At 72.9% G+C, this 23,385-nt stretch carries 19 protein-coding genes; 13 read left to right on the top strand and 6 right to left on the bottom strand.

Annotated features, from left to right (window positions below; all coding sequences use genetic code 11):
• Positions 1 to 132: 132 nt before the first annotated feature.
• Both A3CQ_RS0112590 and A3CQ_RS0112585 read left to right on the top strand, forming a co-directional pair.
• Positions 133 to 1,620, top strand: a complete 1,488-nt coding sequence (locus tag A3CQ_RS0112590; protein WP_020511291.1) for a GGDEF domain-containing protein — start codon at positions 133 to 135, stop codon at positions 1,618 to 1,620.
• Between the two features lie 58 nt (positions 1,621 to 1,678).
• Entirely contained in the window at positions 1,679 to 2,620 is a 942-nt protein-coding gene (locus tag A3CQ_RS0112585) for an NAD(P)/FAD-dependent oxidoreductase (RefSeq protein ID WP_020511290.1), read from the top strand.
• Here A3CQ_RS0112585 and A3CQ_RS0112580 read toward each other — a convergent pair.
• Positions 2,617 to 5,109: an HAD-IC family P-type ATPase gene (locus tag A3CQ_RS0112580; RefSeq protein WP_026205629.1), complete on the bottom strand. Its 2,493-nt coding sequence runs from the start codon at positions 5,107 to 5,109 to the stop codon at positions 2,617 to 2,619. The genes A3CQ_RS0112585 and A3CQ_RS0112580 overlap by 4 nt on opposite strands.
• Positions 5,110 to 5,246: 137 nt before the next feature.
• Here A3CQ_RS0112580 and A3CQ_RS52570 point away from each other — a divergent pair, with 137 nt between their 5' ends.
• The 3 genes from A3CQ_RS52570 (at position 5,247) to A3CQ_RS0112565 (ending at position 8,001) form a co-directional block, all read left to right on the top strand.
• Positions 5,247 to 5,759, top strand: a complete 513-nt coding sequence (locus A3CQ_RS52570) for a DUF4232 domain-containing protein (RefSeq protein WP_020511288.1) — start codon at positions 5,247 to 5,249, stop codon at positions 5,757 to 5,759.
• Positions 5,760 to 6,079: 320 nt separating this feature from the next.
• Positions 6,080 to 6,379, top strand: a complete 300-nt coding sequence (locus tag A3CQ_RS0112570) for a hypothetical protein (RefSeq protein ID WP_026205628.1) — start codon at positions 6,080 to 6,082, stop codon at positions 6,377 to 6,379.
• Positions 6,376 to 8,001, top strand: a complete 1,626-nt coding sequence (locus tag A3CQ_RS0112565; protein ID WP_040432312.1) for an amidase — start codon at positions 6,376 to 6,378, stop codon at positions 7,999 to 8,001. The genes A3CQ_RS0112570 and A3CQ_RS0112565 overlap by 4 nt, the downstream gene beginning before the upstream one ends.
• A 253-nt stretch (positions 8,002 to 8,254) precedes the next feature.
• On the opposite strand, the gene A3CQ_RS0112560 is transcribed toward A3CQ_RS0112565, so the two are convergent.
• On the bottom strand, positions 8,255 to 8,455 hold the full coding sequence (locus A3CQ_RS0112560) for a hypothetical protein (RefSeq protein ID WP_020511285.1): 201 nt from the start codon (positions 8,453 to 8,455) through the stop codon (positions 8,255 to 8,257).
• 238 nt (positions 8,456 to 8,693) lie between these two features.
• Here A3CQ_RS0112560 and A3CQ_RS0112555 point away from each other — a divergent pair, with 238 nt between their 5' ends.
• Positions 8,694 to 9,278: a GNAT family N-acetyltransferase gene (locus A3CQ_RS0112555; RefSeq protein WP_157295765.1), complete on the top strand. Its 585-nt coding sequence runs from the start codon at positions 8,694 to 8,696 to the stop codon at positions 9,276 to 9,278.
• Between the two features lie 429 nt (positions 9,279 to 9,707).
• Here A3CQ_RS0112555 and A3CQ_RS57300 read toward each other — a convergent pair whose 3' ends face one another.
• Complete coding sequence (locus A3CQ_RS57300; RefSeq protein WP_020511283.1) at positions 9,708 to 10,481, bottom strand: class I SAM-dependent methyltransferase; 774 nt, start codon at positions 10,479 to 10,481, stop codon at positions 9,708 to 9,710.
• Between the two features lie 66 nt (positions 10,482 to 10,547).
• Here A3CQ_RS57300 and A3CQ_RS0112545 point away from each other — a divergent pair, with 66 nt between their 5' ends.
• Entirely contained in the window at positions 10,548 to 11,042 is a 495-nt protein-coding gene (locus A3CQ_RS0112545; protein ID WP_020511282.1) for a macro domain-containing protein, read from the top strand.
• Between the two features lie 2 nt (positions 11,043 to 11,044).
• Here the strand turns inward: A3CQ_RS0112545 and A3CQ_RS0112540 are convergent, their stop codons facing one another.
• A complete protein-coding gene (locus A3CQ_RS0112540) occupies positions 11,045 to 11,899 on the bottom strand; it encodes a helix-turn-helix transcriptional regulator (protein ID WP_020511281.1) in 855 nt (284 codons plus the stop codon).
• Positions 11,900 to 12,000: 101 nt separating this feature from the next.
• On the opposite strand from A3CQ_RS0112540, the gene A3CQ_RS0112535 reads away from it, so the two are divergent.
• The 3 genes from A3CQ_RS0112535 (at position 12,001) to pflA (ending at position 15,974) form a co-directional block, all read left to right on the top strand.
• On the top strand, positions 12,001 to 12,930 hold the full coding sequence (locus tag A3CQ_RS0112535; protein WP_020511280.1) for an SDR family NAD(P)-dependent oxidoreductase: 930 nt from the start codon (positions 12,001 to 12,003) through the stop codon (positions 12,928 to 12,930).
• Positions 12,931 to 12,996: 66 nt separating this feature from the next.
• Positions 12,997 to 15,237 carry a formate C-acetyltransferase gene (gene pflB, locus A3CQ_RS62710; RefSeq protein ID WP_020511279.1) on the top strand — a complete coding sequence of 747 codons (2,241 nt, stop codon included), beginning with the start codon at positions 12,997 to 12,999 and terminating at the stop codon, positions 15,235 to 15,237.
• Positions 15,234 to 15,974: a pyruvate formate-lyase-activating protein gene (gene pflA, locus A3CQ_RS62705; protein ID WP_020511278.1), complete on the top strand. Its 741-nt coding sequence runs from the start codon at positions 15,234 to 15,236 to the stop codon at positions 15,972 to 15,974. Before pflB ends, pflA begins: the two co-directional genes overlap by 4 nt.
• A 7-nt stretch (positions 15,975 to 15,981) precedes the next feature.
• Here pflA and A3CQ_RS0112520 read toward each other — a convergent pair whose 3' ends face one another.
• Positions 15,982 to 16,848, bottom strand: coding sequence for an arylamine N-acetyltransferase family protein (locus A3CQ_RS0112520; protein ID WP_020511277.1), 867 nt, complete (start codon positions 16,846 to 16,848; stop codon positions 15,982 to 15,984).
• 79 nt (positions 16,849 to 16,927) lie between these two features.
• Here A3CQ_RS0112520 and A3CQ_RS0112515 point away from each other — a divergent pair, with 79 nt between their 5' ends.
• The 3 genes from A3CQ_RS0112515 to A3CQ_RS0112505 all read left to right on the top strand — a co-directional run bounded on the left by A3CQ_RS0112515 (position 16,928) and on the right by A3CQ_RS0112505 (position 22,372).
• Entirely contained in the window at positions 16,928 to 17,380 is a 453-nt protein-coding gene (locus A3CQ_RS0112515) for a GyrI-like domain-containing protein (protein WP_020511276.1), read from the top strand.
• A gap of 29 nt (positions 17,381 to 17,409) precedes the next feature.
• Positions 17,410 to 18,075: an NADPH-dependent F420 reductase gene (locus A3CQ_RS0112510; protein WP_026205626.1), complete on the top strand. Its 666-nt coding sequence runs from the start codon at positions 17,410 to 17,412 to the stop codon at positions 18,073 to 18,075.
• 85 nt (positions 18,076 to 18,160) lie between these two features.
• Positions 18,161 to 22,372: a P-loop domain-containing protein gene (locus A3CQ_RS0112505; RefSeq protein WP_026205625.1), complete on the top strand. Its 4,212-nt coding sequence runs from the start codon at positions 18,161 to 18,163 to the stop codon at positions 22,370 to 22,372.
• Positions 22,373 to 22,384: 12 nt separating this feature from the next.
• Here the strand turns inward: A3CQ_RS0112505 and A3CQ_RS0112500 are convergent, their stop codons facing one another.
• Positions 22,385 to 23,383, bottom strand: coding sequence for an Acg family FMN-binding oxidoreductase (locus tag A3CQ_RS0112500; RefSeq protein WP_020511274.1), 999 nt, complete (start codon positions 23,381 to 23,383; stop codon positions 22,385 to 22,387).
• Positions 23,384 to 23,385 lie beyond the last annotated feature (2 nt).

Genomic DNA, 23,385 nt, shown 5'->3' with positions numbered 1-23,385 from the left:
CTCCTCGGATGTCGCGTGGCGGAAACCACCTTTCGTTATATGCGTGCGACCGGCCGAACCGCTGGATTTCCCGGCAAACCGGGCGGAACACAAATCGTCAACCGGCCTCGGGTCTGACCGATAGGACCGGCCATGCGCACCTGGATGCATCGTGTCCCCGTCGCGCACCTCGCGCTCGGCGCCCTCTACGCCGTCATGCTGGTGCTCGCGGCGGCTTCGTCGCGCACCGGCGGCCTGCGCACGGTCGACGTGGCCGAGATCGCCCGCGCGCTGTTCGGCCTGATCGGCCTGGCCGCGGCGGTCTGGGCGGCCGGCAGCCGAGATCTCGCTCCCCGCGCCCACCGCGCCTGGCTGGCGGTGGCCGTGAGCTTCGCGGTGCTGGTGGTGTCGCCCGCGCTGCGGGTCGGCCTGAAGGCGGTCGGCATCGTCGGCGCCGACGACGTGACGCATGTGACCTTCGTGCTCAGCCTGCTCGTCGCGCTGCAGATGTTCCCCGTCGGGCGCACGAACCGCCGGGAACGGTGGAAAACCGCCATCGACGCTCTGACCGTGCTGGTCGGCGGCACGATGGTGCTCTGGTACACCTCGTTCGGCGCGTACGCCGAGCGCGACGTCCTGATCTCAGCCGGCCTTCTCCCGCTGGCCGACCTGGCGCTGCTGTTCAGCGTGGCCCGGGTGCTGCTGCGCGGCGCCGACGACTCGGCCCAGCGCCCGCTGCGCTGGCTGGCGGCCGGCGCGATGGTGCTGTTCGCGGGCGACGCCGTGCACGGTTACCTCGACGGGCACGACGGGCTTCAGCCGCACGCGCCGTGGCAGTTCCTCTGCTGGATCAGCGCCGACGTGCTGCTGGCGGCCGGCGCCGTGCAGCAGTGCCTGCGCACCGCACGCCAAGCCCCCGGGTGGCGGCGGGGCGTTCCGGTCGCGCGCTTTCTCCCGTACGCGGCGGTGGCCGTGGCCCACGCACTGATGCTCGTCGCCGCCCTCGAGGAGGGCACGTTCTTCCCGTGGGGCGGCCTGGCCCTCGGCGGCGCCGCCCTGAGCGTGCTCGTGCTGTCCCGGCAGACCCTGGTGCAGCGGGAGAGCGACGAGCAGGCGGTCACCGACCACCTGACCGGCCTGGCCAACCGCAGCCGGTTCCGGGCCACCGACTCCCGCTCGCTGGCCCGGGCCGCCCGCACCGGCCGGCACAGCGCGGTCCTGGTGATCGACATGAACGGCTTCAAGGAGGTCAACGACACGCTCGGCCACAAGTCGGGCGACCTCGTGCTGGTCGAGTTCGCCGAGGTGCTGCGCCGCTGCGTGCCCTCGCCCGGGCTGCCGTGCCGGCTGGGTGGCGACGAGTTCGCGGTGGTCCTGCCCGACCTCGACCACCCCTCGCAGGCGTACGAGGTGGCCGGAAGGATCGCCGCCGAGATGGGCCCGGTCGTCGTCGACGGCAAGCTGATCGCGATGGCGGCGAGCATCGGCGTGGCCGTCTCGGCGCCGGGCGAGCTCACCCACGACGAGATCGTCCACCGCGCCGACCTGGCCATGTACCGCGCGAAGAAGTTCGCTCCGCAGACCCGATGGGCGACCTGGCAGGAGTCGTTCGAGCCGGTCGTCGAGCTGCACGCGGCCTGACTTTGCCGTTCCGGCAACGATGCTTGCCGTCCTGCGGGTGCGCGCGCATGGTCGTCGCATGACCAATGACGCGTACGAAGTGATCGTGATCGGTGGCGGAGCGGCCGGACTGAGCGGGGCGCTCATGCTCGCTCGCTCCCGCCGGTCGGTATTGGTGATCGACGCCGGGCAGCCGCGCAACGCTCCCGCCGACGGCGTGCACGGCCTGCTGGGCCGCGAGGGCATGTCCCCGCTCGAGCTGGTCGACCGCGGCCGCGAGGAGGTCCGCGGCTACGGCGGCGAGGTCGTGCGGGGCGAGGTCGTCCGGGCGAGCCGGGACGGCGACGAGTTCGCGGTCGAGCTGGCCGGCGGCGGTTACCTCCGGGCGAAGCGGCTGCTGGTCACCGCCGGCCTGGTCGACGAGCTGCCCGACGTGCCCGGCCTGCGCGAGCGCTGGGGGCGCGACGTCGTGCACTGCCCCTACTGCCACGGCTGGGAGGTCCGCGACCAGCCCATCGGCGTGCTCGGGAGCGGCCCGATGTCGGTGCACCAGGCACTGCTGTTCCGGCAGCTCAGCGACGATGTGATGTTCTTCGCCCACCGGCACCCCGAGCTCTCCGACGAGCAGGCCGAGCAGCTTGCGGCCCGCGGCATCACCGTCGTGACCGGCGAGGTCGAGCGGCTGGAGATCGCCGATGACCGTATCGCGGGCGTACGGCTCAAGGACGGTCCGGTGATCCCGCGCCGGGCGATCGCGGTCGCGACCCGCATGGTCGCCCGGGCCGGATTCCTGGCCGGGCTCGGCCTCAAGCCGGTCGAGCACCCCACCGGCACCGGCGAGCACATCCCGGCCGACCCGACCGGCCGCACCGAGGTCCCCGGGGTCTGGGTGGCCGGCAACGTCACCGACCTGTCCGCCCAGGTCGGCGCCGCGGCCGCGCAGGGCGCCATGGCCGGCGCCCAGATCAACCTCGACCTCGTGACCGAGGAGACCCGGCGGGCGGTCGAGGACCGCCACTAAGCGCGCAGGCCGTCCAGGCCCAGCACCCGGTTCAGCAGCCGCAGCCGGTAGACGAGGCTCAGCGCGGCGAACCACAGCGCGAGCATCACCCCGACGATGACGAAGAGCGGGCGCGAGGGACCGGCCAGCCCGAAGTACGTGTACAGGGCCGGGACGAACAGCACGGTCCCGAACGCGACGATCAGCCCGCCGACCAGGTAGGTGGGCCGACGATCCCCGACCGGCTCGGTCCACGCCGCGAAGAACCGGTTAGGCGGTGCGAGGAACAGGATGAGCAGGAACGACGCCAGGCAGAAGAACGTGGAGAGCCCGGTCTGCGCCCCGATCGTCGCCGCCGCCGCGGTGAAGTCGGTGTCGCTCCCGTACGTCAGGCCGGTGTAACGCTCGAATTCGCTGATCACCTCGGCCGGCGTCCGCCCGGAGCCGAACCCGATCGTGACCGCCTCGTAGAGGCCGGCGTAGATGGCCGTGCCGAACCCCGCCGTGAGCACCGCGGCCGGGATGACGAAGCCGCCGAGCCCGCCGAGCAGATTTCGATCGGGCGGGAGCGGTTTCGCCCACATGGTCAGAAAGAACGTGGGCACGCCGACGGTGAACAGCGTCAGTCCCACCTGCGTCGGCGAGTAGGGAAAGCCGAGCCCGAGCATCGTGACCGCCACGATGACCAGGCCCTGGGTGGCGACCCGGGCCAGGAAGACGTAGAGCGACATCCCGATCCCGTTGATGATCCGCCGGCCCTCCCGCTGGGCCGGCGGCAGCGCGGCGAACGAGTCCTCCACCAGCACGATGTCGGCGACGTCCCGGGTGACCGCGCTCCCGCTGCGCATCGCCACGCCGACTTGGGCGCCCTTGAGCGCGCGGGCGTCGTTCACCCCGTCGCCGATCATCGCGACGTAGTGGCTCTGCCGGCGCAGCGACCGGACGATCCGCTCCTTGTGCTCGGGCGCGACCCGGCCGAACACGGTGGTCCGGTGCACCACCCGGTCGAGCGCCGCGTCGTCGAGCCCGTCCAGCGACGCCCCGGCGACCGGTTCGCCGGCGTCGAGCCCGGCGCGGGCCGCGATGGCCGCCACCGTGCGCGGATCGTCCCCGGAGAGCACCTTCAGCGCCACGCCGTCGCCGCGCAGCCGGCCGATCGTCTCGTTCACTTCCGGTCGCAACTCGTCGGCAAGCGCCACGAGACCCACCGGTTCCAGCGCCGGCAGGGTGGGGCGTCCGGCGCCGTCGCGCAGTCGCGCTCCGTCCTCCATCGGCTTGGCCAGCAGCAGTACGCGGAGACCGCGCTCGGCATGCTTGGCGACCGTGTCGGCCGGGGCGGCCGGGGTGAGGTGCGCGGCGAGGGCGTCGGGCGCGCCCAGCACCCACGTGCCCTCCTCGGCGACCACGCCCGACCAGCGCAGCGAGGACATGAACGGCACCTCGTCGCGTACCCGGAAGGCCCGGCCCGGCAGCTCGAGCGCCAGTGCCTGCGACGTCAGGTTGGGGGTGGCCGCGCTGCGGGCCAGCGAGCCGAGCGCGTGCTCAAGCTCCGAGCGGTTGTGCGCGCCGATCGGATGGACCTCGTCGACCGTGAGGCGGCCGGTGGTGAGCGTTCCCGTCTTGTCCGTGCAGACCACGTCCACGTTGCTGACGGACTCGACCGCGTTGACCTGTTGCACCAGCGCGCCGGACCGGGCGATCGCGGCGGCGCCCGCGGTGTAGGCGACCGCGATCAGGAAGAACAGCCCGTACGGCACGAGACCGGACAGCACGGCCGTCATCTGCACGACCCGCAACAGGCTGAAGCCCTCGATCGCGGCCTGACCGAGGATGGCGCCGCTCATCAACGCGGTCAGCGCCATCACCAGGCGTACCAGGAACTCCACGCGCCTCTGCAGCGGTGTCTTGTCGGTGGTCACCCGCCGCGCCTCCGCCGTGAGGCGGCCGGCGTAGCTGCCGGCCCCGACGTCCCGCGCGACCATCAGCCCCTCACCGGCCACACACAGGCTGCCCGACCGCAGGTCGTCCCCAGCGCCCTTGGCGACCGGGTCGGACTCGCCGGTCAGCAGCGACTCGTCGGCCTCGACGCGACCGCCGTCGAGCAGCGGTCCGTCCACCACGATCTGATCGCCGGCGCGCACCCGCAGCACGTCGCCGCGCACCACCGCGTCGGGCGCGATCTCGGTCTCCCGGCCGTCGCGGAGAACCGTCACCGGGTGCCGTTCCAGCAGCTGGAGGCGGTCGAGCTTGCGCTTGGCCCGAATCTCCTGCGCGGCGCTGATCACCGCGTTGATCAGGCCGAGCCCGACGCTGATCAGCGCGTCGCTGTACCGGCTCATCGCCAGCAGCACGGCGCCGATCACGAACAGGATGATGTTGAAGAACGAGAAGACGTTGGTGCGCAGGATGTCGGTGTAGCCGCGGCACCCGCCCTTGACCGGCGCGTTCGTCTCCCCACGGCGGCGGCGCTCGGCAACCTCGGCGGTGGTAAGCCCCGGCGCCCCCAACACGCCCTCACGTTAACTCCCCGTTGAGCGGCTTTTCGGGTATTTCCGCCGACCGCGGCCGGGGCACCTCCTGGTCGGGGTGGGTCGGCACCGGACGCGGAGCGGGTTGCGGAGGTCGGGCAAGATCAACGGACGTGCGAATGATCCGGATCCTGCCGTTGGCGGCCGTCCTCGTGATGGCGGCCTGCACCTCGGCACCCTCGCCCGACCCCGCCCCGACCACCGCGCCGCCGTCCGCCTCCGCGGCGCCCGCGACCTGCCCGGCCTCCGGTGTGCTGATCACCGCCGATCGGGGCGACGCCGCGGCCGGCTACCGCGAGATGACCCTGAAGCTGACCAACTGCGGGAGCACCGCCTTCGAGCTGCAGGGACGTCCCGACATCGTCGTCCTTGACGAGAACCGGCAGCCGCAGAAGATCACCGTCGGGGCGAGCATCCACTACACCGCCGACCCGCGCCGCATGACGGTCAAGCCGGGCACGGGCGCGATGGCCGTGCTGTCCTGGCACAACACCGTCACCACCGGCACCACGGTGACCGGTGCTTTCCTTTCCGTCGCCGCGGTCAAGGGCGCGCCCCGCCAGATCGTGACCCTGCCCGCCCCGATGGACCTCGGCACCACCGGCCGCCTCGACACCAGCGCCTGGCTCTGACCACCGCCCCCGCCCCGGGTCAGACGCGACGGGCCAGGACCCAGGCCCAGGATCATGATGAAGTCGAGCACCCCGCCATGCGCCTCGATCGCCGCGACCGTGGTTGCTCACCTCGGCCACCCGCCGGCCCGCCCCGGCACGAACGAACGTCACCTCTCCGGCGGCGAGAACATCCCTCGACAGGCCGGCGCGACCGAAACCCGGCGCGGTTTGCGACTTCGACGGAGGTCAGCAGTTCGTCCGTGCCTGAGTCCGGCCGGAAACGATTGCGTGATCTTTCAGACACGGCCCCGATACGGTCGGCCCCAAGAGTGGTGATCATGGCTGCGACACCCCCTACAGACGCCGAGCTCAACACCATGATCCGTGCTCGTCTCGCGTCCCTCGGCATTGATCTCGATCAGCTGCCGGCCGGGACCACGGCCGACCCCGTGACCGGGTCACCCGGGCGGGACTCGGTCCTTGCGTCGCTGCGCTCGTTCGTGCGCGGCAGCGTCGCCACCCTCGCCTCCTTCCAGATGCCCGCCCCCGCCGGCAGCGACCCGGCGCACGCCGCCGCTCTCTCCCAGCAGCCGGCACCGATGCTCTACCCCTCGATCAGCACCGCGTGGCGCCGATGAGCCGGCCCGCCGAGGTCTCGGCCGCCGAGCCGGACCGCGCCACCTCCGCGTTCAACCGGCGGCTCTTCCTGGCCCGGACCGCGACGATAACCGCCGCGGTGGCGGCCGGGGCGGCGGCCGCGCCCGTCGCCGCCTCCGCCTGGTCCGGCCGGACGCCGAAGTTCAACGATGCCGCCTACGCCAAGCCGCGCCCCGAGGCGCTTGCCGACCCGACCGAGCTGACCGTCGCCGAGGCCGCCTGGATGATCCGGTACGGCAAGCTCAAACCGGCCGATCTGGTCGAGGCACACCTGTCCCGGATCAGCGCCTACGACGCGGTCTACCAGGCGTTCAACACGGTGCTGGCGGACCAGGCCCGGGCCGCCGCGAAAGCCGCCGGCAGGCGGACGCCGAGCACCCCGCTGCACGGCATCCCGCTCGCCATCAAGGACAACTACTGGACGCAGGGGGTGCGGACGACCGCCAACTCGTACCTGTTCCAGGACTTCGTCCCGCCCTACGACGCCACCGCGGTCGCCCGTCTCAAGAAAGCCGGCGCGATCGTGCTCGGCAAGACCCAGATGGGCCCGCTCGCCACCACCCGGGCGACCACTCCGGACGGCCGGATCACGACGGTCAACGCGTGGACGCCCGGCAACCCGGCCACTGACCCGGGTGGATCGTCCACCGGCACGGCCACCTCGGTCGCCGGCCGGATGGCGACCTCCGGAACCGGCACCCAGACCGGCGGTTCGATCACGGCGCCGTCGAACGCCCAGAACCTGACCGGGCTGAAGCCGACGATGGGCCGGGTGTCGCTCGCCGGGATCATCCCGCTCAGCTACACCCGTGACCATCCCGGCACGCTGGCCCGGGACGCCCGGGACGCGGCGATCATGATGACCGCGATGGCGGGCGAGGACCCGGCGGACCCGCGGACGCAGGGACTGCCCGAGGTGCCCGACCTGATCGGCGCGGCCACGCCGGTCGTGTCCCGGGGCCGGTGCCGGGTCCGCACCAAGGTCCGGGTCGGGGTCCTCCCGGGCTACGCCGCCGACCCGGCACGCCAGGCGTTCCTCGACGCCCTGGACAAGATCGACGGCATCTCGCTCGCCGACGTGCCGTTCCCGGACCAGTGGGACCTGCTGACCGGGACCGAGTTCAACAACGTGCGACTGCCGGAGCGCAGCGAGCCGTTCATGCCGTATCTGCGATCGGACCTGCGCGGCTTCGGCGTCTCGGTGACCGGCTGGCTGCAGGGCGCGCTGCTCGGCGCCGGCGAGTTCATCACCGGTCAGCGGGCCAAGCTGCTGCTGCTGGAGCGGGTGCTCGAGCAGGTCTTCGCCAAGTGCGACGTGGTGGTGCAGACCAGCCCGGTGCCGTTCGACATCCTCGGGCTGCCGGAAATCGGCTTTCCGATCGGCTTTACGGCGGCCGGGGTACCGATCGGGACGATCCTCGGCGGCCCGCCGTACGAGGAGGACCGGCTGCTGTCCGTGGTCGGCGCCTACCAGGCGGTCACCGACTGGCATCACCGGCGGCCGGCCGATCCGGTCGCGCCGGCGGCGTCGGCCCGATCGCTCACGGCGGCGGGCGACCGTGGCCGGTTGACCGCCGAGGACGTGGCCGACCAGATGCAGTAATCCCGCGCCCTACGCCGGCGGCTCGATGTCGTCGTAGACCCGCACCGCCGCCAACAGGCCGGTCTCGTCACGCTCGTGGACGATGAGACCGGCCTGCTGGCGTTTCCCGGCGCCCCAGCGGAACAGAGTTTGCGGCGCGGCACTACGCGAGCGGGATGAACACCAACCGGAACGCGGACACGGTGCCTGACGAGGAGCCGACAATCGACTCACGACCGCGCAGCGCTGCAGCGCCACGCCAGCGCCGGTTGGCCTAGGCCTTGGAGTCGGGCGACTTACGCAGCCACAGATAGGCGCCGGCCAGAGCGCACACCACTCCGAGGAGGACGATGGCTGTCTCGATGACGCCAGGGATGTCGTCCAGGAACGGGAAGGCGCGGGAAGCGGCCAGCGCGAGGAAGGCGGCCAGAATCAGGACTACGGCAACCAAACGCTGCGGATTCACAAATACCATTGGATCATGCCGAGTCGAGCAGCCCCTCGGCCAAGCACTGCCTGACGTACCAACCAGGACAGTGGCCGGGCCACCAAAAGGCCGGATGCGGTCTTCGCGCCGGCTCCGGGCAGCGATCCAGGGTCTGAGCACAAGGACCGACCATCGGATGTGACGCCCCGGCCACTCGTCGACGCACACGATCTGCGGCGAATGAATGCGCGCGGCCAGCGGTCACTTGCAGTGGGCCGGAACACCGATGAAACGGCTGGTGTGCAAGTCTGCATCGGTGCCCTGGAAAGCCACAACCCCAGCGCGTCCTCTGTCGCGACCAGTCACCCTCGTTGCCGTCGACCGATCGCATCGCGCGGTGCTCAGCAATCTCGGACAGCTGTACCGTCATGACCTTTCGGAAGCCTACGGCCACCTGCCCAACGACGACGGTACCTTCAACGACCGGCAGATGGACCGGTTCCTCGCCGGCGTCGACCCGCAGCACCACACCTGGCTCATCACCGTGGCCGGGAAGACCGCCGGCTTCGTGATGACGCTCCCCGCCAAGGACGGCGGTAACTCCATCTCAGGATTCTTCGTTGTTCGCGCGTTGCGTCGTACCGGGGTCGGCCGCGAGGCCGCACTGCAGGCCATCGCGATGTTCCCAGGCCGATGGAGCATCGCCTTCCAGCGGTACAACCCGGGCGTCGAGAGCTTTTGGTCCCGCGTGGCGACCGACGTTGTCGGCGACCGGTGGAACATGCACGACGGCCCTGTACCGGAGAACCGGCCGCCGGACACCTGGATCACATTCACCACGGCGCCCGACGGGTCGTTCTCGAAACGCTGACCCAGGCATGACGTGCCCGGTCGGCGGCAGATCCGGGCGTTTCTTGTGGCCGCGATTCACGCGTGGTCATGCACGGGCGACGATCGCGCACAGAGACGACGAACACCTGCTGCTGGCCGGTCAGCACGGCATACCCAGAACGTCGCGGACCAGGTACAGGCCGGCGCGACCGCACCAGCGGCAAGCGGACGTCGAGGAGGCTGCCCCTGGAGTTGACTCTCGTCGTCCTGACCAGCTTCCACGCCGGGCTGCCACGGGGCGATTCATACGCTGCGGCGTGGCGATCGGTGCCCGGCACCATCCACTCGCACACACGAGTATCGCCATGCGTAGGAAGACTGCCCTGTCATCGGCTACTTGCACCGGATCACGGCTTGACCGACCGGGTCGGCCAGTGGCCGGCCCACGTTCAATGGCGCCCGCCTCGGGTCAGGCTCGGCGGGCCAGGACCAGGTCGGTGACCATGATGAAGTCGAGCACCCCGCCGTGCGCCTCGATCGCCGCGACCGTGTCGGCGACCACCGCGCCGGCCGTCCCCGGATCGAGCATCCGGTAGAGCGAGAACGACAGCAGGAACGCCGGATAGTCGGCCGCCGACACCGATCGCGCCGAGTGGTACCGCAGCACCGTGACCTCGGGAAAACGCTCCTCGTCGAGCCCCAGCTCCGCCCGGTCCTCGGCGGCGTCGCGGTCCGGAAGGCCGGTGGCCAGCGGTCGATGCGGAGTGTGGTCGTCCAGCCCGTGCCGGCGGTCCACCTCGCGGAGGGCGGCATGCAGCACCGGGTCGGCCACGGTGCTCATGTTCCAGAACGGCGCGAGCACCCCGCCCGAGGCGAGCGCCGCCCAGGCCAGGTCGGTGCGCCGGTCGTTGTCCACCCAATGCCAGGCCTGCCCGCTGAACAGCAGCCCGTAACCCCGTTCCGGCGCCCACGTCTCGAACTTCGAGGCGACGATCCGGGCGCCGGGCAGCTTGCGCCGCAGCACACCGGCCATCCGCGGGTCGGGCTCGACGCAGGTCAGGTCGGCCACCCGCGGCGCGAACGCCATAGTCGCCTTGCCCGTGCCCGCGCCGACCTCGAGCACCGGCCCCGGCCCCGCAGCCGCCAGCACGTCCTCGACCAGTTGCGGCGGGTATCCCGGCCGCAGCCGGTCGTAGTCGTCCGCCACCTCGCCGAACACCAGACGCCGTTCTCGCATCACCATCCCGACAACCTAGACGTAGGGCGGGTTTTGTCAGACGGCTCGGCTACCCTGCCGTGTCATGAGTTCGTGGTGTCCGAGCCGGCCATGACGCCGCTGCGCTTCGTCCGGGGTGACGCGACCAGTCCGCAGGCCAAGGGGCCCAAGGTGATCGCCCACGTCTGCAACGACCTGGGCGGGTGGGGCAAGGGGTTCGTGCTGGCCATCTCCCGGCGGTGGCCCGAGCCCGAGCAGGCGTACCGGGAATGGCACCGCCACCGCGCGGCCAACGACTTCGGGCTCGGCGCCACCCAGCTGGTGCAGGTGCGGCCCGACATCTGGGTGGCCAACATGGTCGGTCAGCACGGCATGCGCCGGGGCAGCGCCGGCCCCCCGATCCGGTACGACGCGGTCGCCCGTTGCCTGGCCACGCTCGCCGACGACGCCGCACACCTCGGCGCCTCCGTCCACATGCCACGGATCGGGTGTGGGCTGGCCGGCGGCCGCTGGGAAAGCATCGAGCCGTTGCTCCTCGCGACGCTCTGCACCAGCGACATCCCCACGACGGTCTACGACTTCGACTGAGATCAGGGGGTGTGGTCGACGAGCGTCTGGGTGCCGAGGACGATCGCGAGGGCGAGCCGTTCGGCGTCCTCGGTGCCGGGCTCCGCGCTGTAGACGGTGATGCGCAGGTCGTCGAAGGCGACGATCAGCGTGTCGCAGTCGAGCGTCATCCGGCCGACGACGGGGTGGTCGACGACCTTCCGCTTCGACGGGTCGGGCAGCGGCGGCGGATCCTCGGAATCCCACAGCTCGGCGAAGCGGGGGCTGGCGTCGGCAAGGTCCTTGACGAGCCGCCGGAGCCCGCGGTCGGCCGGGTACCGGGACGCGGTCAGCCGCAGGTCGGCGACCAGCCGCGCCTCGTGCTCGGCCTGCTCCCGCGGGGTGTGCACGACGCGGCCGCCGGGCCACAGCAGGTTGCGCCAGACGGCGTTGCGCTCGAGCCCGCGCCACGTCGTCGTGTCGCCCATGAGCGCGTCGTACGGGGCGTTGGCGAGCACCAGCGTCCACGTCGCGTCGTACACCACGACCGGATTGTTGGACAGGCGGTCGAGCAGGCGCTGCACGCTCGGCGTGACCCGGGACGGGACGACGTCGAGGCCGGGCGCGGCGTGGCCGGCCAGCCGGTAGAGCAGGTCGCGCTCGCTGTCGGACAGCCGCAGGGCCCGCGCGAGCGCCTCCACCACCTGCGCCGAAGGCGTGGTCGCCCGGCCCTGCTCCAGCCGGGTGAGGTAGTCGGCCGAGATGCCGGCGAGCCCGGCCAGCTCCTCCCGGCGCAGCCCGCTCGCCCGGCGGCGCCTGCCGACCGGCACGCCGACGCTCTCGGGCGCGACGCGATCGCGCCAGCGGCGCACCACCCGGCCGAACTCCCACGACTCCACGCGTCCAGTCTGCGCGGCGGCCGCCGCGTTGTCCTGGCCCTGGCAGTCCTACGAAAACGGCACGACTGCCTGTCGTCCCGGCGCAGGCCCACGCTCGGAGCATGACAACCACCGCACCCGGAACCGTCCTGATCACCGGCCCGACCCGCGGCCTGGGCCGCGCCGCCACCCTCGCGATGGCCCGCCGCCCGAAGAACGAGCGGCCCGACCTGTTGCTGGTGGGCCGGGCCGGGCCGGCGCTCACCGACGTCGCCGGCGAGGCCCGTGCGCTGGGCGCCACCGTCCACGAGATCGGCTGCGACCTGGCCCGGCTCGCCGACGTGCGGGCCGCCGCGGCCACCGTGCGGGAACTGCTCGGCGCGGGCGCCGTGCGTCCCCTGCGCGCGCTGGTGGCGAACGCCGGCGCCATGTCGGCCGACACCCGGCTCGCGTCCGCCGACGGCTACGAGATGACGTTCGCCGTGAACTACCTGGCGCACGCCCAGCTGATCGGCGACCTGCTCGGCTCGCTCGCCACGCCGGCCCGCATCGTGCTGCTCGGCTCGAACACCTACCACGCCAACTTCTGGCGGCGGCTGCTCGGCGTGCCCGGGGCCGACTGGCGCGACCCGATCGACATCGCCCGGCCCGCGACCGGCGAGCGGAGCCCGGGCATGAAGGCCTCCGGCCTCGCCTACTCCAACGCCAAGCTCGCGATCCTCTACTACGCGCACGAGCTGCAGCGGCACGCCGGGCCTGACATCGCCGTCACGGTGTTCGAACCCGGTTGGATGCCCGGCACCACCCTCAGCCGGGACGCGCCCGCGGCGATGCAGGCGTTCGGTCGCGGCCTGTCCCGCCTGCCCGGGATCTCGACGGCGGAACGCTCCGGCCCGTTGCTGGCCTCGGTCGCGCTCGACGACAAATGGTCAGGCCTGCGCGATGGCGCATTCGTTCTGAAGGACAAACCGATCGACGTACGACCGATCGCGCTCGATCGTGATCGGGAGCGCCGCCTCTGGGCGGCGACCGCCGAGCTTCTCGCCCCATGATCGGGACCTCTGGCCCTGCCCGTCGCCCCCGCCACCGGCCAGGCTGGAGGTGAAGGAGGCGGCAGCATGGGCACAACGCGGCAAGAGGCCTGGCGCGGATTCCGGGGCACGGCCTGGCGGGACACGATCGATGTCGGCGGCTTCATCCGGGACAACGTCGAGCCCTACACGGGAGGGCCGGAGTTCCTCGCCGGCCCGACATCCCGCACCGAGCGGATCTGGGCGCATCTCTCGCGGATGTTCGTGGCCGAGCGGCAGCGCGGGATCTACGACGTCGACGCGCACACGCCCTCGACGATCACCTCGCACGCGCCGGGCTGGATCGACCGCGACCACGAGCTGATCGTCGGCCTGCAGACCAGCGCGCCACTCCGGCGGGCGATCATGCCGGCGGGCGGGTTGCGGATGGTGCAGGCGGGCCTGGCCGCGTACGGGTACAGCCTCGACTCGATGGTCCGGACGATCTTCAGCCAGTACCGCAAGACGCACAACGACGGCGTGTTCGACGCCTACCCCGAGCCGGTGCTGGCCGCGCGCCGGTCGCACCTCATCACCGGGCTGCCGGACGCGTACGGCCGGGGCCGGATCATCGGCGACTACCGGCGGGTGGCCCTCTACGGAGTGGACCGTCTCCTCGAGGAGCGCAAGGAGCACAAGACCGCTCTCGACCGGAACCGGTCGGACGAGAACACGGTGCGCGATCGGGAGGAGCTGGCCGAGCAGATCCGGGCGCTCGAGGACCTGCGGTTCATGGCCGATCGGTACGGCTACGACATCTCCGGGCCGGCCACGACCGGTCGCGAGGCGATCCAATGGCTGTACTTCGCCTACCTCGGGGCGACCAAGGAGCAGAACGGCGCCGCCATGTCGCTGGGGCGTACCTCCTCGTTCGTCGATGTCTTTCTCCGACGCGACATCGAGGAGGGGACGCTCACCGAGGAGCAGGCCCAGGAGCTGATCGACGACTTCGTCATCAAACTTCGGATCATCCGCTTCCTGCGGACGCCGGAGTACGACGAGCTGTTCTCCGGCGACCCGACGTGGGTGACCGAGTCGCTGGGCGGGCTCGGCGACGACGGGCGGCCGCTGGTCACCCGGACGAGCTTCCGCTACCTGCAGACGCTGTACAACCTGGGGCCGGCGCCGGAGCCGAACCTGACCGTGCTGTGGTCGCCACGGCTGCCGGACGGTTTCAAGCGCTTCTGCGCCCAGGTCAGCCTCGACACCAGCGCCATTCAGTACGAGAACGACGACCTGATCCGGCCGGCGCTGAGCGACGACAGCGCGATCGCGTGCTGCGTCTCGGCCATGCGGGTCGGCAAGGACATGCAGTTCTTCGGGGCGCGGGCAAACCTCGCCAAGGCGCTGCTGTACGCGATCAACGGCGGCCGGGACGAGGTCTCGGGCGCTCAGGTCACCCCGCCTTTCCCGGAGATCCCGGACGACGTGCTCGACTACGACAGCGTTCTGAGCGCGTACGACCGCATGCTCGACTGGCTGGCCGAGACGTACCTCGACGCGCTCAACGTCATTCACTACATGCACGACAAGTACGCGTACGAGCGGCTCGAGATGGCCCTGCACGACCACCCCGTGCACCGCTTCATGGCCACCGGCGTGGCCGGCCTCTCGGTCGCGGTCGACAGCCTTTCGGCGATCAGGTACGCGCAGGTCAAGGCACTCCGCGACAAGACCGGTCTGGTGGTGGACTACCAGGTCGACGGCGATTTCCCGACCTTCGGCAACAACGACGACCGGGCCGATGCGATCGCGGTCGACCTGATCGAGCGGTTCATGGCCAAGGTCCGCCGGCAGCGTACGTACCGCGGCGCGGAGCCGACCCTGTCGGTGCTGACGATCACGTCGAACGTCGTCTACGGCAAGCACACCGGCAACACCCCCGACGGGCGGCGGGCCGGCGAGCCGTTCGCCCCCGGTGCCAACCCGATGAACGGCCGGGACCGGCACGGCCTGGTCGCGGCGGCCCTGTCGGTGGCGAAGCTGCCGTACCGCTGCGCCCGCGACGGCATCTCGCTCACCGCCACCGTCACGCCGGCCGGGCTCGGGCACACCCGCGGGGAGCGGATCGCCAACCTGGCCGGGGTGCTCGACGGCTACACCGACGCCGGCGGCTTCCACCTCAACGTCAACGTTCTCGACCGGGCCACCCTCGAGGACGCGATGGCGCACCCCGAGCGCTACCCGCAGCTCACGATCCGGGTCTCCGGGTACGCCGTGAACTTCGTGAAGCTCACGGCCGAGCAGCAGCGCGACGTCATCTCCCGCACGTTCCACCAAGCGCTGTGAACGCGATCGGAAGTGTCCACTCCTGGGATGTCTCGACCGGGGTGGACGGGCCGGGGACGCGGTTCGTCGCGTTCCTGGCCGGGTGCCCGCTGCGCTGCCAGTACTGCCACTCCCCCGACACCTGGTTCCGGCGCAACGGGCGGCCGACCTCAGCCGACGATCTCGTGACCGAGATCCGGCGCTACGAGCGCTTCCTCAAGGTGGCCGGCGGCGGCGTCACGCTCAGTGGTGGGGAGCCGTTACTACAACCCCATTTCGCGCGTACGGTGCTGGAGCGCTGCCACGAGATGAGGTTGCACACCGCGCTGGACACGAGCGGGTTCCTCGGCGACCGCGCGGACGACGCCCTCCTCGACGCCGTCGATCTGGTGCTCCTGGATGTCAAGTCCGGCGACCCGCGGACGTACCGCAAAGTCACCCGCACCGGAACGCTCAGCCCGACCATCCGCTTCGCGCATCGGCTCGCGGAGCGAGGCATGCCGATCTGGATCCGCTTCGTCCTGGTCCCCGGCCTGACCGACGCCGAACCGAACGTGGCAGCGGTCGCGTCGATAGCCGCCGAGTTGCCGACTGTCGAGCGGGTCGAGGTGCTGCCGTTCCACCGCCTGGGCGTCCCGAAGTACGACGCACTGGGCCTGCCGTTCCCGCTCGCCGCGACACCGCCACCCGGCCCGGCGCTGGTGGAACGCGTCCGCCGCCAGTTCCGCGAGCGCGGACTCACGGTCACGACCGCCTGAGCCAGGGTCAGGTCGCCTGAGCCGGCCAGCGCTCGTGGGCCTCGGTGAGCCGGCGCCAGAGGTCGCGGCGCTCGGCCGGGGTCACGTCGTCGAGGGTCAGGCCGAAGACGTCGGCCAGGGCGGCGAACCAGTCGGGCTCGCGGTCCAGGACCGTCGTGGTTCCGGTGTCGCCGAGGCGGGTCAGCGTCAGGCCGCGCAGGATGTCGCAGCCGGTGGCGTCCCGGCGGATCACGGCCAGGGCGCGGACGAAGCCCGACTCGGGGTCGTTCGAGAGGAAGGCGTGCATCCCCTCGAAGGCCGACATCCCGGTTTCCTCGCCGCGGAAGTCCATGCCCAGGAACGAGCCGCGCGGGTCGTGGTCGAAGCGCCAGCCGTCCGGCTCGGCCTCGGACGGGCGCAACGCGTACGAGAAAGGGCCCTGCCGGAATTCGCCCGGCCGGAGTGGCAACGGCTCGTGCAGGCCGTCGCCCATGCCGAGGTCGACCAGCCACTCCCCCTCGGGAGCGCCGTCGCCGGGCAGACCCGAGACGGTGAGGACCAGATGGTTCCCGGTCGCCCCGGCCGGCCGCGCCGCGTTGTTCTGCACGCCGCCGAAGTGCCGCGTGACCCGGTAGCCGAGCGCCGTCAGCAGCGCCGAGAACGCGCCGTTCAGATGGAAGCAGTAACCGCCCCGACCGCTCAGGATCCGCCGCGTCGATTCGGCCGGCTCGACGGTCGTCGGCCGGCCGAGCCAGATCTCCAGGCACTCGTACGGGACCAGCTCGGCGTGCGCACGATGCAGGGCGCGCAGCCCCGCCACGCTCGGCCGCTCCCCCGCGAGATGCGGCAGCCGCAGCCGCCGGAGGTACCCGGTCGTGTCGAGCGAGTCGGTCATCGAACCATCATGCTCGCGAGTGATCAGACCGTATGCAGGACTAACCTGAGGACGCCGATCGAACGGGCGGTGACGAACGATGAGCGACGTGCTGGTGACGGCCGTGGCGCCGCGCCCCACGGCCGTCGTGCCGGCGGTGACCACGTGGGCGGCGTTCCCCCGCGTCTGGAAGGGCCTGCTCGACCAGGTCTGGGACGAGCTGCGCGCGGCCGGGATCACCCGCGGCTGCCCCAACGTCATGCTCTACCTCGACGACGTCCCGCACGTCGAGGTCGGCGTGCTCTTCTCGCAGCCCGTCCCGCTCGCCGAACCGGTCGTGCTGTCCGAGCTGCCCGGCGGCCGGGTGGCCATGACCGTGCACCGCGGCCCCTACGCGACACTGGGCGAGGCGCACGACGCCGTCCAGAGCTGGTGCGTCGCCCACGGGCTGCCCCTCGCCGGGCCGCGCTGGGAGATCTACGGCTCGCACCGCGACGATCCGGCCGAGCTCGAGACGACGGTGTATTACCTGCTGACCGGCCCGAGAGAATAGTTGCGCGGTCAAGCGTGTTGTGACCGGTCATGACAACTGTGGGATTCATCGGTAGCGGTTCGATCGGCAGCACGGTGGCCCGGCTCGCGGTCGCCGCCGGCTACGACGTGGTGCTGAGCAACTCGCGCGGCCCGGAGACGCTGGCCGGACTCGCCGGGGAGCTCGGGCCGCACGCCCGGGCCGCGACGCCGGCCGAGGCCGCGGAGGCCGACCTCGTGGTGGTGAGCGTGCCCTTCCACGCGCACACCCAGCTGCCCGTGGCGAAGCTGGCCGGCAAGGTCGTGCTCGACACGAACAACTACTACGCCGCGCGCGACGGCCACTTCCCCGAGCTCGACGAGGGCCTGCTCACCAGCGCGGAGCTGGAGCAGCGGCACCTCGGCACCGCGCGGGTGGTCAAGGTCTTCAACAACATCTACTTCCGGCACCTGAGCTCGCTCGCCCGCCCGCACGGTGCCGACGACCGCACCGCGCTCACCATCGCCGGCGACGACGCCGAGGCCAAGCGCACCGCGACCGAGTTCCTCGACGCGATCGGCTACGACACGGTCGACGTCGGCCCGCTCGCCGAGGGCTGGCGGTTCGAGCCCGGCCAGCCCGCCTACGGCCCGCCCTACGGCACCTACGAGGACCCGGCCGGCACCCCGGCGAGCGCCGGCAAGGTGCGAGCCGCGGTGGCCGACGCCAGGCGCTGAGGCAGCGGACGCGCGTCCACCAAATCGACCGCGAGGTCAGATCCGCATACGGTGAACGGAACACCGAAAGCGGAGGCCGGATCGGATGAACTCGCGGCGGGGTGAGCCGACCAACCGCCAGGCATGGCCGGAGCGCGGCCCGCTGCGCGACTGGCTGTCGTACTGCGACCGCATCCGCGAGGACAACGGCCTGCCCGGCCTCGGGGACCTCGCCCAGCGGATGGGCCTCCCCTCGGCCACCCGGGTGAGCGACCTGCTGCGCGGCCTTTCGACGCCTTCCGACGTACGGCAGGCTCGTGAATTGCTCGAAGCGCTGGGGGCGGTCGGCGGTGAGGTCGACCGGGGTCTGGGCCTGTTCGAGCGGGCGATCGCCGAACCCGGGCGGGCCGCGAGCCGTCCGGGCTGGTGGCTCCGGTCCGGCTACGTCGAGCAGGTCGCCGACATCGCCCCGCCGCAGCTGCTGGACCGCGACGCCGAGCTGGACGAGCTGGCCGCCTGGTGCGCGGGCGGCGACGACGCGTACGTCTGGTGGCAGGCCGGCCCCCGCGCGGGCAAGTCCGCGCTGATGGCCTGGCTGGTCCTGCACCCGCCACCGGAGACGTGGGTGATCTCGTTCTTCGTCACCGCGCGGCTGGCGGGCCAGGCCGACAGCGCCGCGTTCACCGACGCCCTGCTCGACCAGCTGGCGGCGATCACCGGTCAGCAGGTCCCGCCGCTCACCTCGGTCGCGGCCCGGGACCGGCTCCGCCGCCAGCTTCTCGACGAGGCCGTGGCGCGGGCCGGGGCGGAGGGCAAGCGGCTGGTGCTGGTCGTCGACGGCCTGGACGAGGACACCGGCTCGGGCTCGGCCAGCATCGCCGCGAGCCTGCCCGGGCGGGCCTCGGACGGGTTACGGGTGATCGTGTGCGGCCGGCCCGGCCCGCAGCTGCCCGCCGACGTGGACCCCGACCACCCGATCGCCAGCTGCGTGATCCGCCGGCTGGACGTCTCGCCGCACGCGACCCGGCGCACCGCGGACGCCCAGCGCGAGCTCGACGAGGTCCTGACCACCGACAAGCACCGGCAGCTGGGCCTCGGCTACCAGGTTCTCGGGCTGGTCGCCGCCTGCGGCGGTGGCCTCGACCGCCGCGACCTGCACCAGCTCACCGGCCGTCCCGCCGAGGAGATCGACCACCTGTTGAGCGGCGTCTTCGGGCGCACGATCGCCGGTCGCGCCGATCCGCAGGCGCCCGACCGCGTGTTCCTGTTCACCCACGAGACGCTGCGCCTGGAGACCATCGAGAAGCTCGGCCCGGCGACCCTGGCCGGCTTCGCCGAGCGTCTGCACGGCTGGGCCGCCAGCTACCAGAGTCGCGGGTGGCCCGCCGACACCCCGGCCTACCTGCTGCGCGGCTATCCCCGCATGCTCGCCGAGGCCGGCGACCTCGACCGGCTGGTGACGCTCGCGACCGACCCCGCCCGTCACCACCGCATGCTGAACACCACCGGTGGTGACGCCGCCGCCCTGGCCGACATCGCCACCGCGCAGTCGATGATCGGCGGCCGGCGGTCGCCGGATCTGCTCGCCGCGCTCCGCCTGGCCTGGTACCGCGACCGGCTCGCGGACCGCAACACCCACCTGCCCACCCGGCTGCCCGCGGTCTGGGTCGCCCTCGGCCAGCCCGTCCGGGCCGAGCAGGTCGCCCGCTCCATCACCGACCCGGAGAGGCAGACCGAGGCGCTGGCCGGACTGGCCGGCGCCCTCGCCACGGCCGTCCGGTACGAGCAGGCCGAACAGGTCGCCCGCTCGATCACCGACCCGGACCGGCGGGAAGACGCGCTGGCCGGCGTGGCCGGGTCTCTGTCGGAGGCGGGCCGTTACACGGAGGCCGAGCAGGTGGCCCGGCTCATCACCTACCCGGACCGGAACGCGGAGGTGCTGGCCGGGCTGGCCCGGGCGCTGGCCGCGGCCGGTCAGCTCGAGCAGGCCGAGCAGGTCGCGGTCGCCGCCGAGCAGGCCACCCGCCTCATCGGCGACCAGGACCGCCAGGCGAAGGTGTCGGTCGGAGTCGCGGGGGCGCTGGCCGCGGCCGGTCGGGCCGACCGGGGCGAGCAGCTCGCGCGCTCGATCTCGCTGTCGCAGCAGCAGGCGGCGGCGCTGGCCGGCGTGGCCGAGGCACTGACCGCTGCCGGCCGTTACGAGGAGGCCGAGCGGGTCGCCCACACGATCGCCAACGCCGACCGGCGGGCGGAGGTGCTCACCGAGCTGGTCGAGGCGCTGGCCGCGGCCGACCGCAACGACGACGCCGAGCGCGTCGCCGGCTCGATCAAAGACCCCGAGTCCCGCGTACGCGCGCTGGCAGCGGCCGGCCGGCCCGACCTGGCCGAGCGGGTGGCCCGTTCCATCCGCGACCCGAACCGGCAGTCCGAGGCGCTGGCCAGGGTGGCGGTGGCGCTGGCCGCGGCCCGCCGCTTCGCCGACGCCGAGCGGGTCGCCGGCTCGATCACCGGGGCGGACGCGCGGGCGCGGGCACTGGCCGCCGCGGGCCGGCGCGACCGGAGCATGCCGGCCTCGGGCTTCGCGACGAACCCGTACTCGTGGGCGCGGAATCTCGGCAACGAGGCGCGGGCGCTGGCCGCGGCCGGCCGCCGGCACGAGGCCGCGGAGGTCGCGCTCGACGCCGAGCGGGCCGCCGTCGCCATCTCCGATCCGGTCGCGCGGGCCGAGGTGTCGGCCGAGACGGCGGAGCTGCTGGCCACGGCCGGCCGGTACGACGAGGCCGCACGCGTCGCGCTCGAGGCCGAGCGGGCCGCCCGGTCCATCCGGAACTCGGAGTGGCGGGACGCGGCGCTGGCCGCTGTGGTCGGGGCGCTGGTCACGGCCCGCCGAGCCGGCCAGGCCGAGCGGGTCGCCCGCGCCATCGCCAGTCCGGACCAGCGGGAACGGGCGCTGGCCGCGGTGGCCGGGGCGCCGCCGGCCGGCCCGGACGACGAGACCCGCGCGACGCGCTCGGTCATCGACCCGGACCTGGAGGCCGAGGCCCTCACCGGCCTGGCCGAGGAACTGCTCGAGGAGGGCCGGCACGAGCAGGCCGAACGGGCCGCGATCGCCGCCGAGGAGGCCGCCCGCTCGATCGTCGACCCGGACCGGGAGGCCGAGGCGCTGACCGGCCTGGCCCGGGCGCTGGTCGCCGACGGCCGGCCCGGCCCGGCCGAGCGGGCCGCGATCGCTGCCGAGGAGGCCGCCGCCGCCATCACCGACCCCGACCGGCGGGCGCGGCGGCTGACCGGCGTGGCCGAGGCGCTGGCCGCCGTCGGCCGCTATCACGAGGCCGAACAGGTGGCACGATCCATCGCCGAGCCGTACGCGCGGATGCGGACGCTGGCCGTGGTGGCCGGGGCGATCGCCGTCCGGACCGACCGGGCCGAGCATCTCGCCCGGTCCGTCACCGACCCGTACTGGGAGGCGAATGCCCTGGTCAACGTGGCCCGGGCGATGGCCGCGAGCGGCCGGTACGACCAGGCCGAGCGGGTCGCCCGCTCGATCGGCGGCTATCCGGACAGCCGGGCGGAGGCCCTGACCGCCGTGGCCGCGGAACTGGCCGCGGCGGGGCGGCACGACCAGGCCCGGCGAATGGCCGGCGAGGCCGAGCGGGCCGCCCGCTCCCTCACGAACCCGTACGCCCGGGCACGGCTCCTCACGAGCGTCGCCACGGTGCTGATCGCGGCCGGGCGGCCGGTCCAGGCCGGGCAGGTGGCCTGGTCGGCGGGCCAGGTCGCCGCGTCGGTGACGAACCCCTACTCGCAGGCGCGGGCGCTGGCCGGGGTGGCGCTGGCGCTGGCCGCGGCCGGGCAGGACGAGGAGGCCGGGAACGTGGCCTGGTCGGCGCGGCAGGCCGCCCGCGCGATCACCAACCCGTACTCGCTGGCGCGGACGCTGGCCGAGGTGGCCGCGGCGCTCGCCGCATCCGGCCGGGTCGAGGAGGCCGAGCGGGTCGCCCGCTCGATCACCGACCCGGACCGGCAGGAGTGGGCGCTGGCGGCCATGGCCGGCGCGCTGGCCGGGGCCGGCCGGTCCGGGCTGGCCGAGCGGGTCGCCCGCGGCATCACCAACCCGGACCGGCAGGCCACGGTGCTGGCCGAGCTGGCGCTGGCCGCCGAACCCGGCCGGGCCGGGCCGCTGATCGCGGGCGCGCTCGCCGCCGGCCGGTGGACGATCGCGCTCCCGGTGCTGGTCCGGACCGACGCGACGGCGCTGTCCGTCTTCGTGGACGAGTGCGCGCCGGAACTGGGCGCCGCTCCCGCACCGGCCGGGTGACGCACGACTTCGTTACGCCCTGAACTCTTCTCCGTTCCCGTCAGAGGCACCCGGGCCGTTGATCCCGAGCGGTTCGGAGCCTAGGTCCCGAACCGCGTCCGCCACGTCGCGGCGGGGCGTGGGGTGGCCGGGCGTGCCGTAGCCGAAGCGCACGACGATCTGCGGATATCCGGTGCGCCCGAGGGCGCGGCGCAGCTGCTCGCGCGCGGCCGGCACCTCGATCGGCTGGCTGATCATGGAGGTGTCGAGGCCGGAGGCGACGGCCGTGAGCAGCACCTTCTGCAGCGCCTGGCCGGCCACGGTCTGGTCGACGGCGACGTCGCCCGGTGAGCCGAGGATGCCGATCAGCGGCTCCGGCTCGTAGTCGCGGCCGGTCGCCCGCCGCCGGTCGTTGAACAGCCGCTGCGGCAGCAGGTCCTGCGGCTCGGCGAGCGGCGCGCCCGCGCTGACCGGCACCGCCTCCCGCCAGGCCGCGAGGGCCTCCTGGTAGGCCGGGTCGCGGCGCAGCACCCGGTCGGCGCTCTGCGCGATCTCGGCGAACCCGCTCAGCGCGGTGGTCCCCACGAGCAGGTCGAGCCACGCGCCCTCCTCGCGGGCGGCGGCGATGAGCCGGATCCGCACCCCGGCCGGCACCGGGTCAGGCCAGAACGGGCCGCGGTTGGAGTAGCGGCGCGGGATGGCGTCGTACAGCTCCTGCTCGGCGTAGGTCGGCGGCCGCGGCGCTTTCGGGGTGAGCCGCGCGATCACGCCCGGCGACGGGTGGAGCTGGACCATCGGCGGACGCCCGGCGGCGGTGAGGGCCAGCCGGGCGTTGTAGGTGGCCGCGCCGCACGCGATGCGCGTGGCCCAGCCGCCGTGGTCGGCGGCGGGCAGGCTGCGGGCTGGGTCGGCCAGGATCTCGATGGCGCCGTCGGCGAGCCGGAACAGCCACGGCTGGCTGTTGTGCAGCGACGGCGCCCGGACACCCGCCGAGGCGGCGAGGTGCAGGTCTCCTGCCTCGTACCGGGCCATGA

The sequence above is a fragment of the Paractinoplanes globisporus DSM 43857 genome (genome assembly GCF_000379645.1).
GTDB lineage: Bacteria > Actinomycetota > Actinomycetes > Mycobacteriales > Micromonosporaceae > Actinoplanes > Actinoplanes globisporus.
The sequence above is the reverse complement of the archived record's forward strand: the minus strand, read 5'-3'. Positions and strand labels throughout refer to the sequence as shown.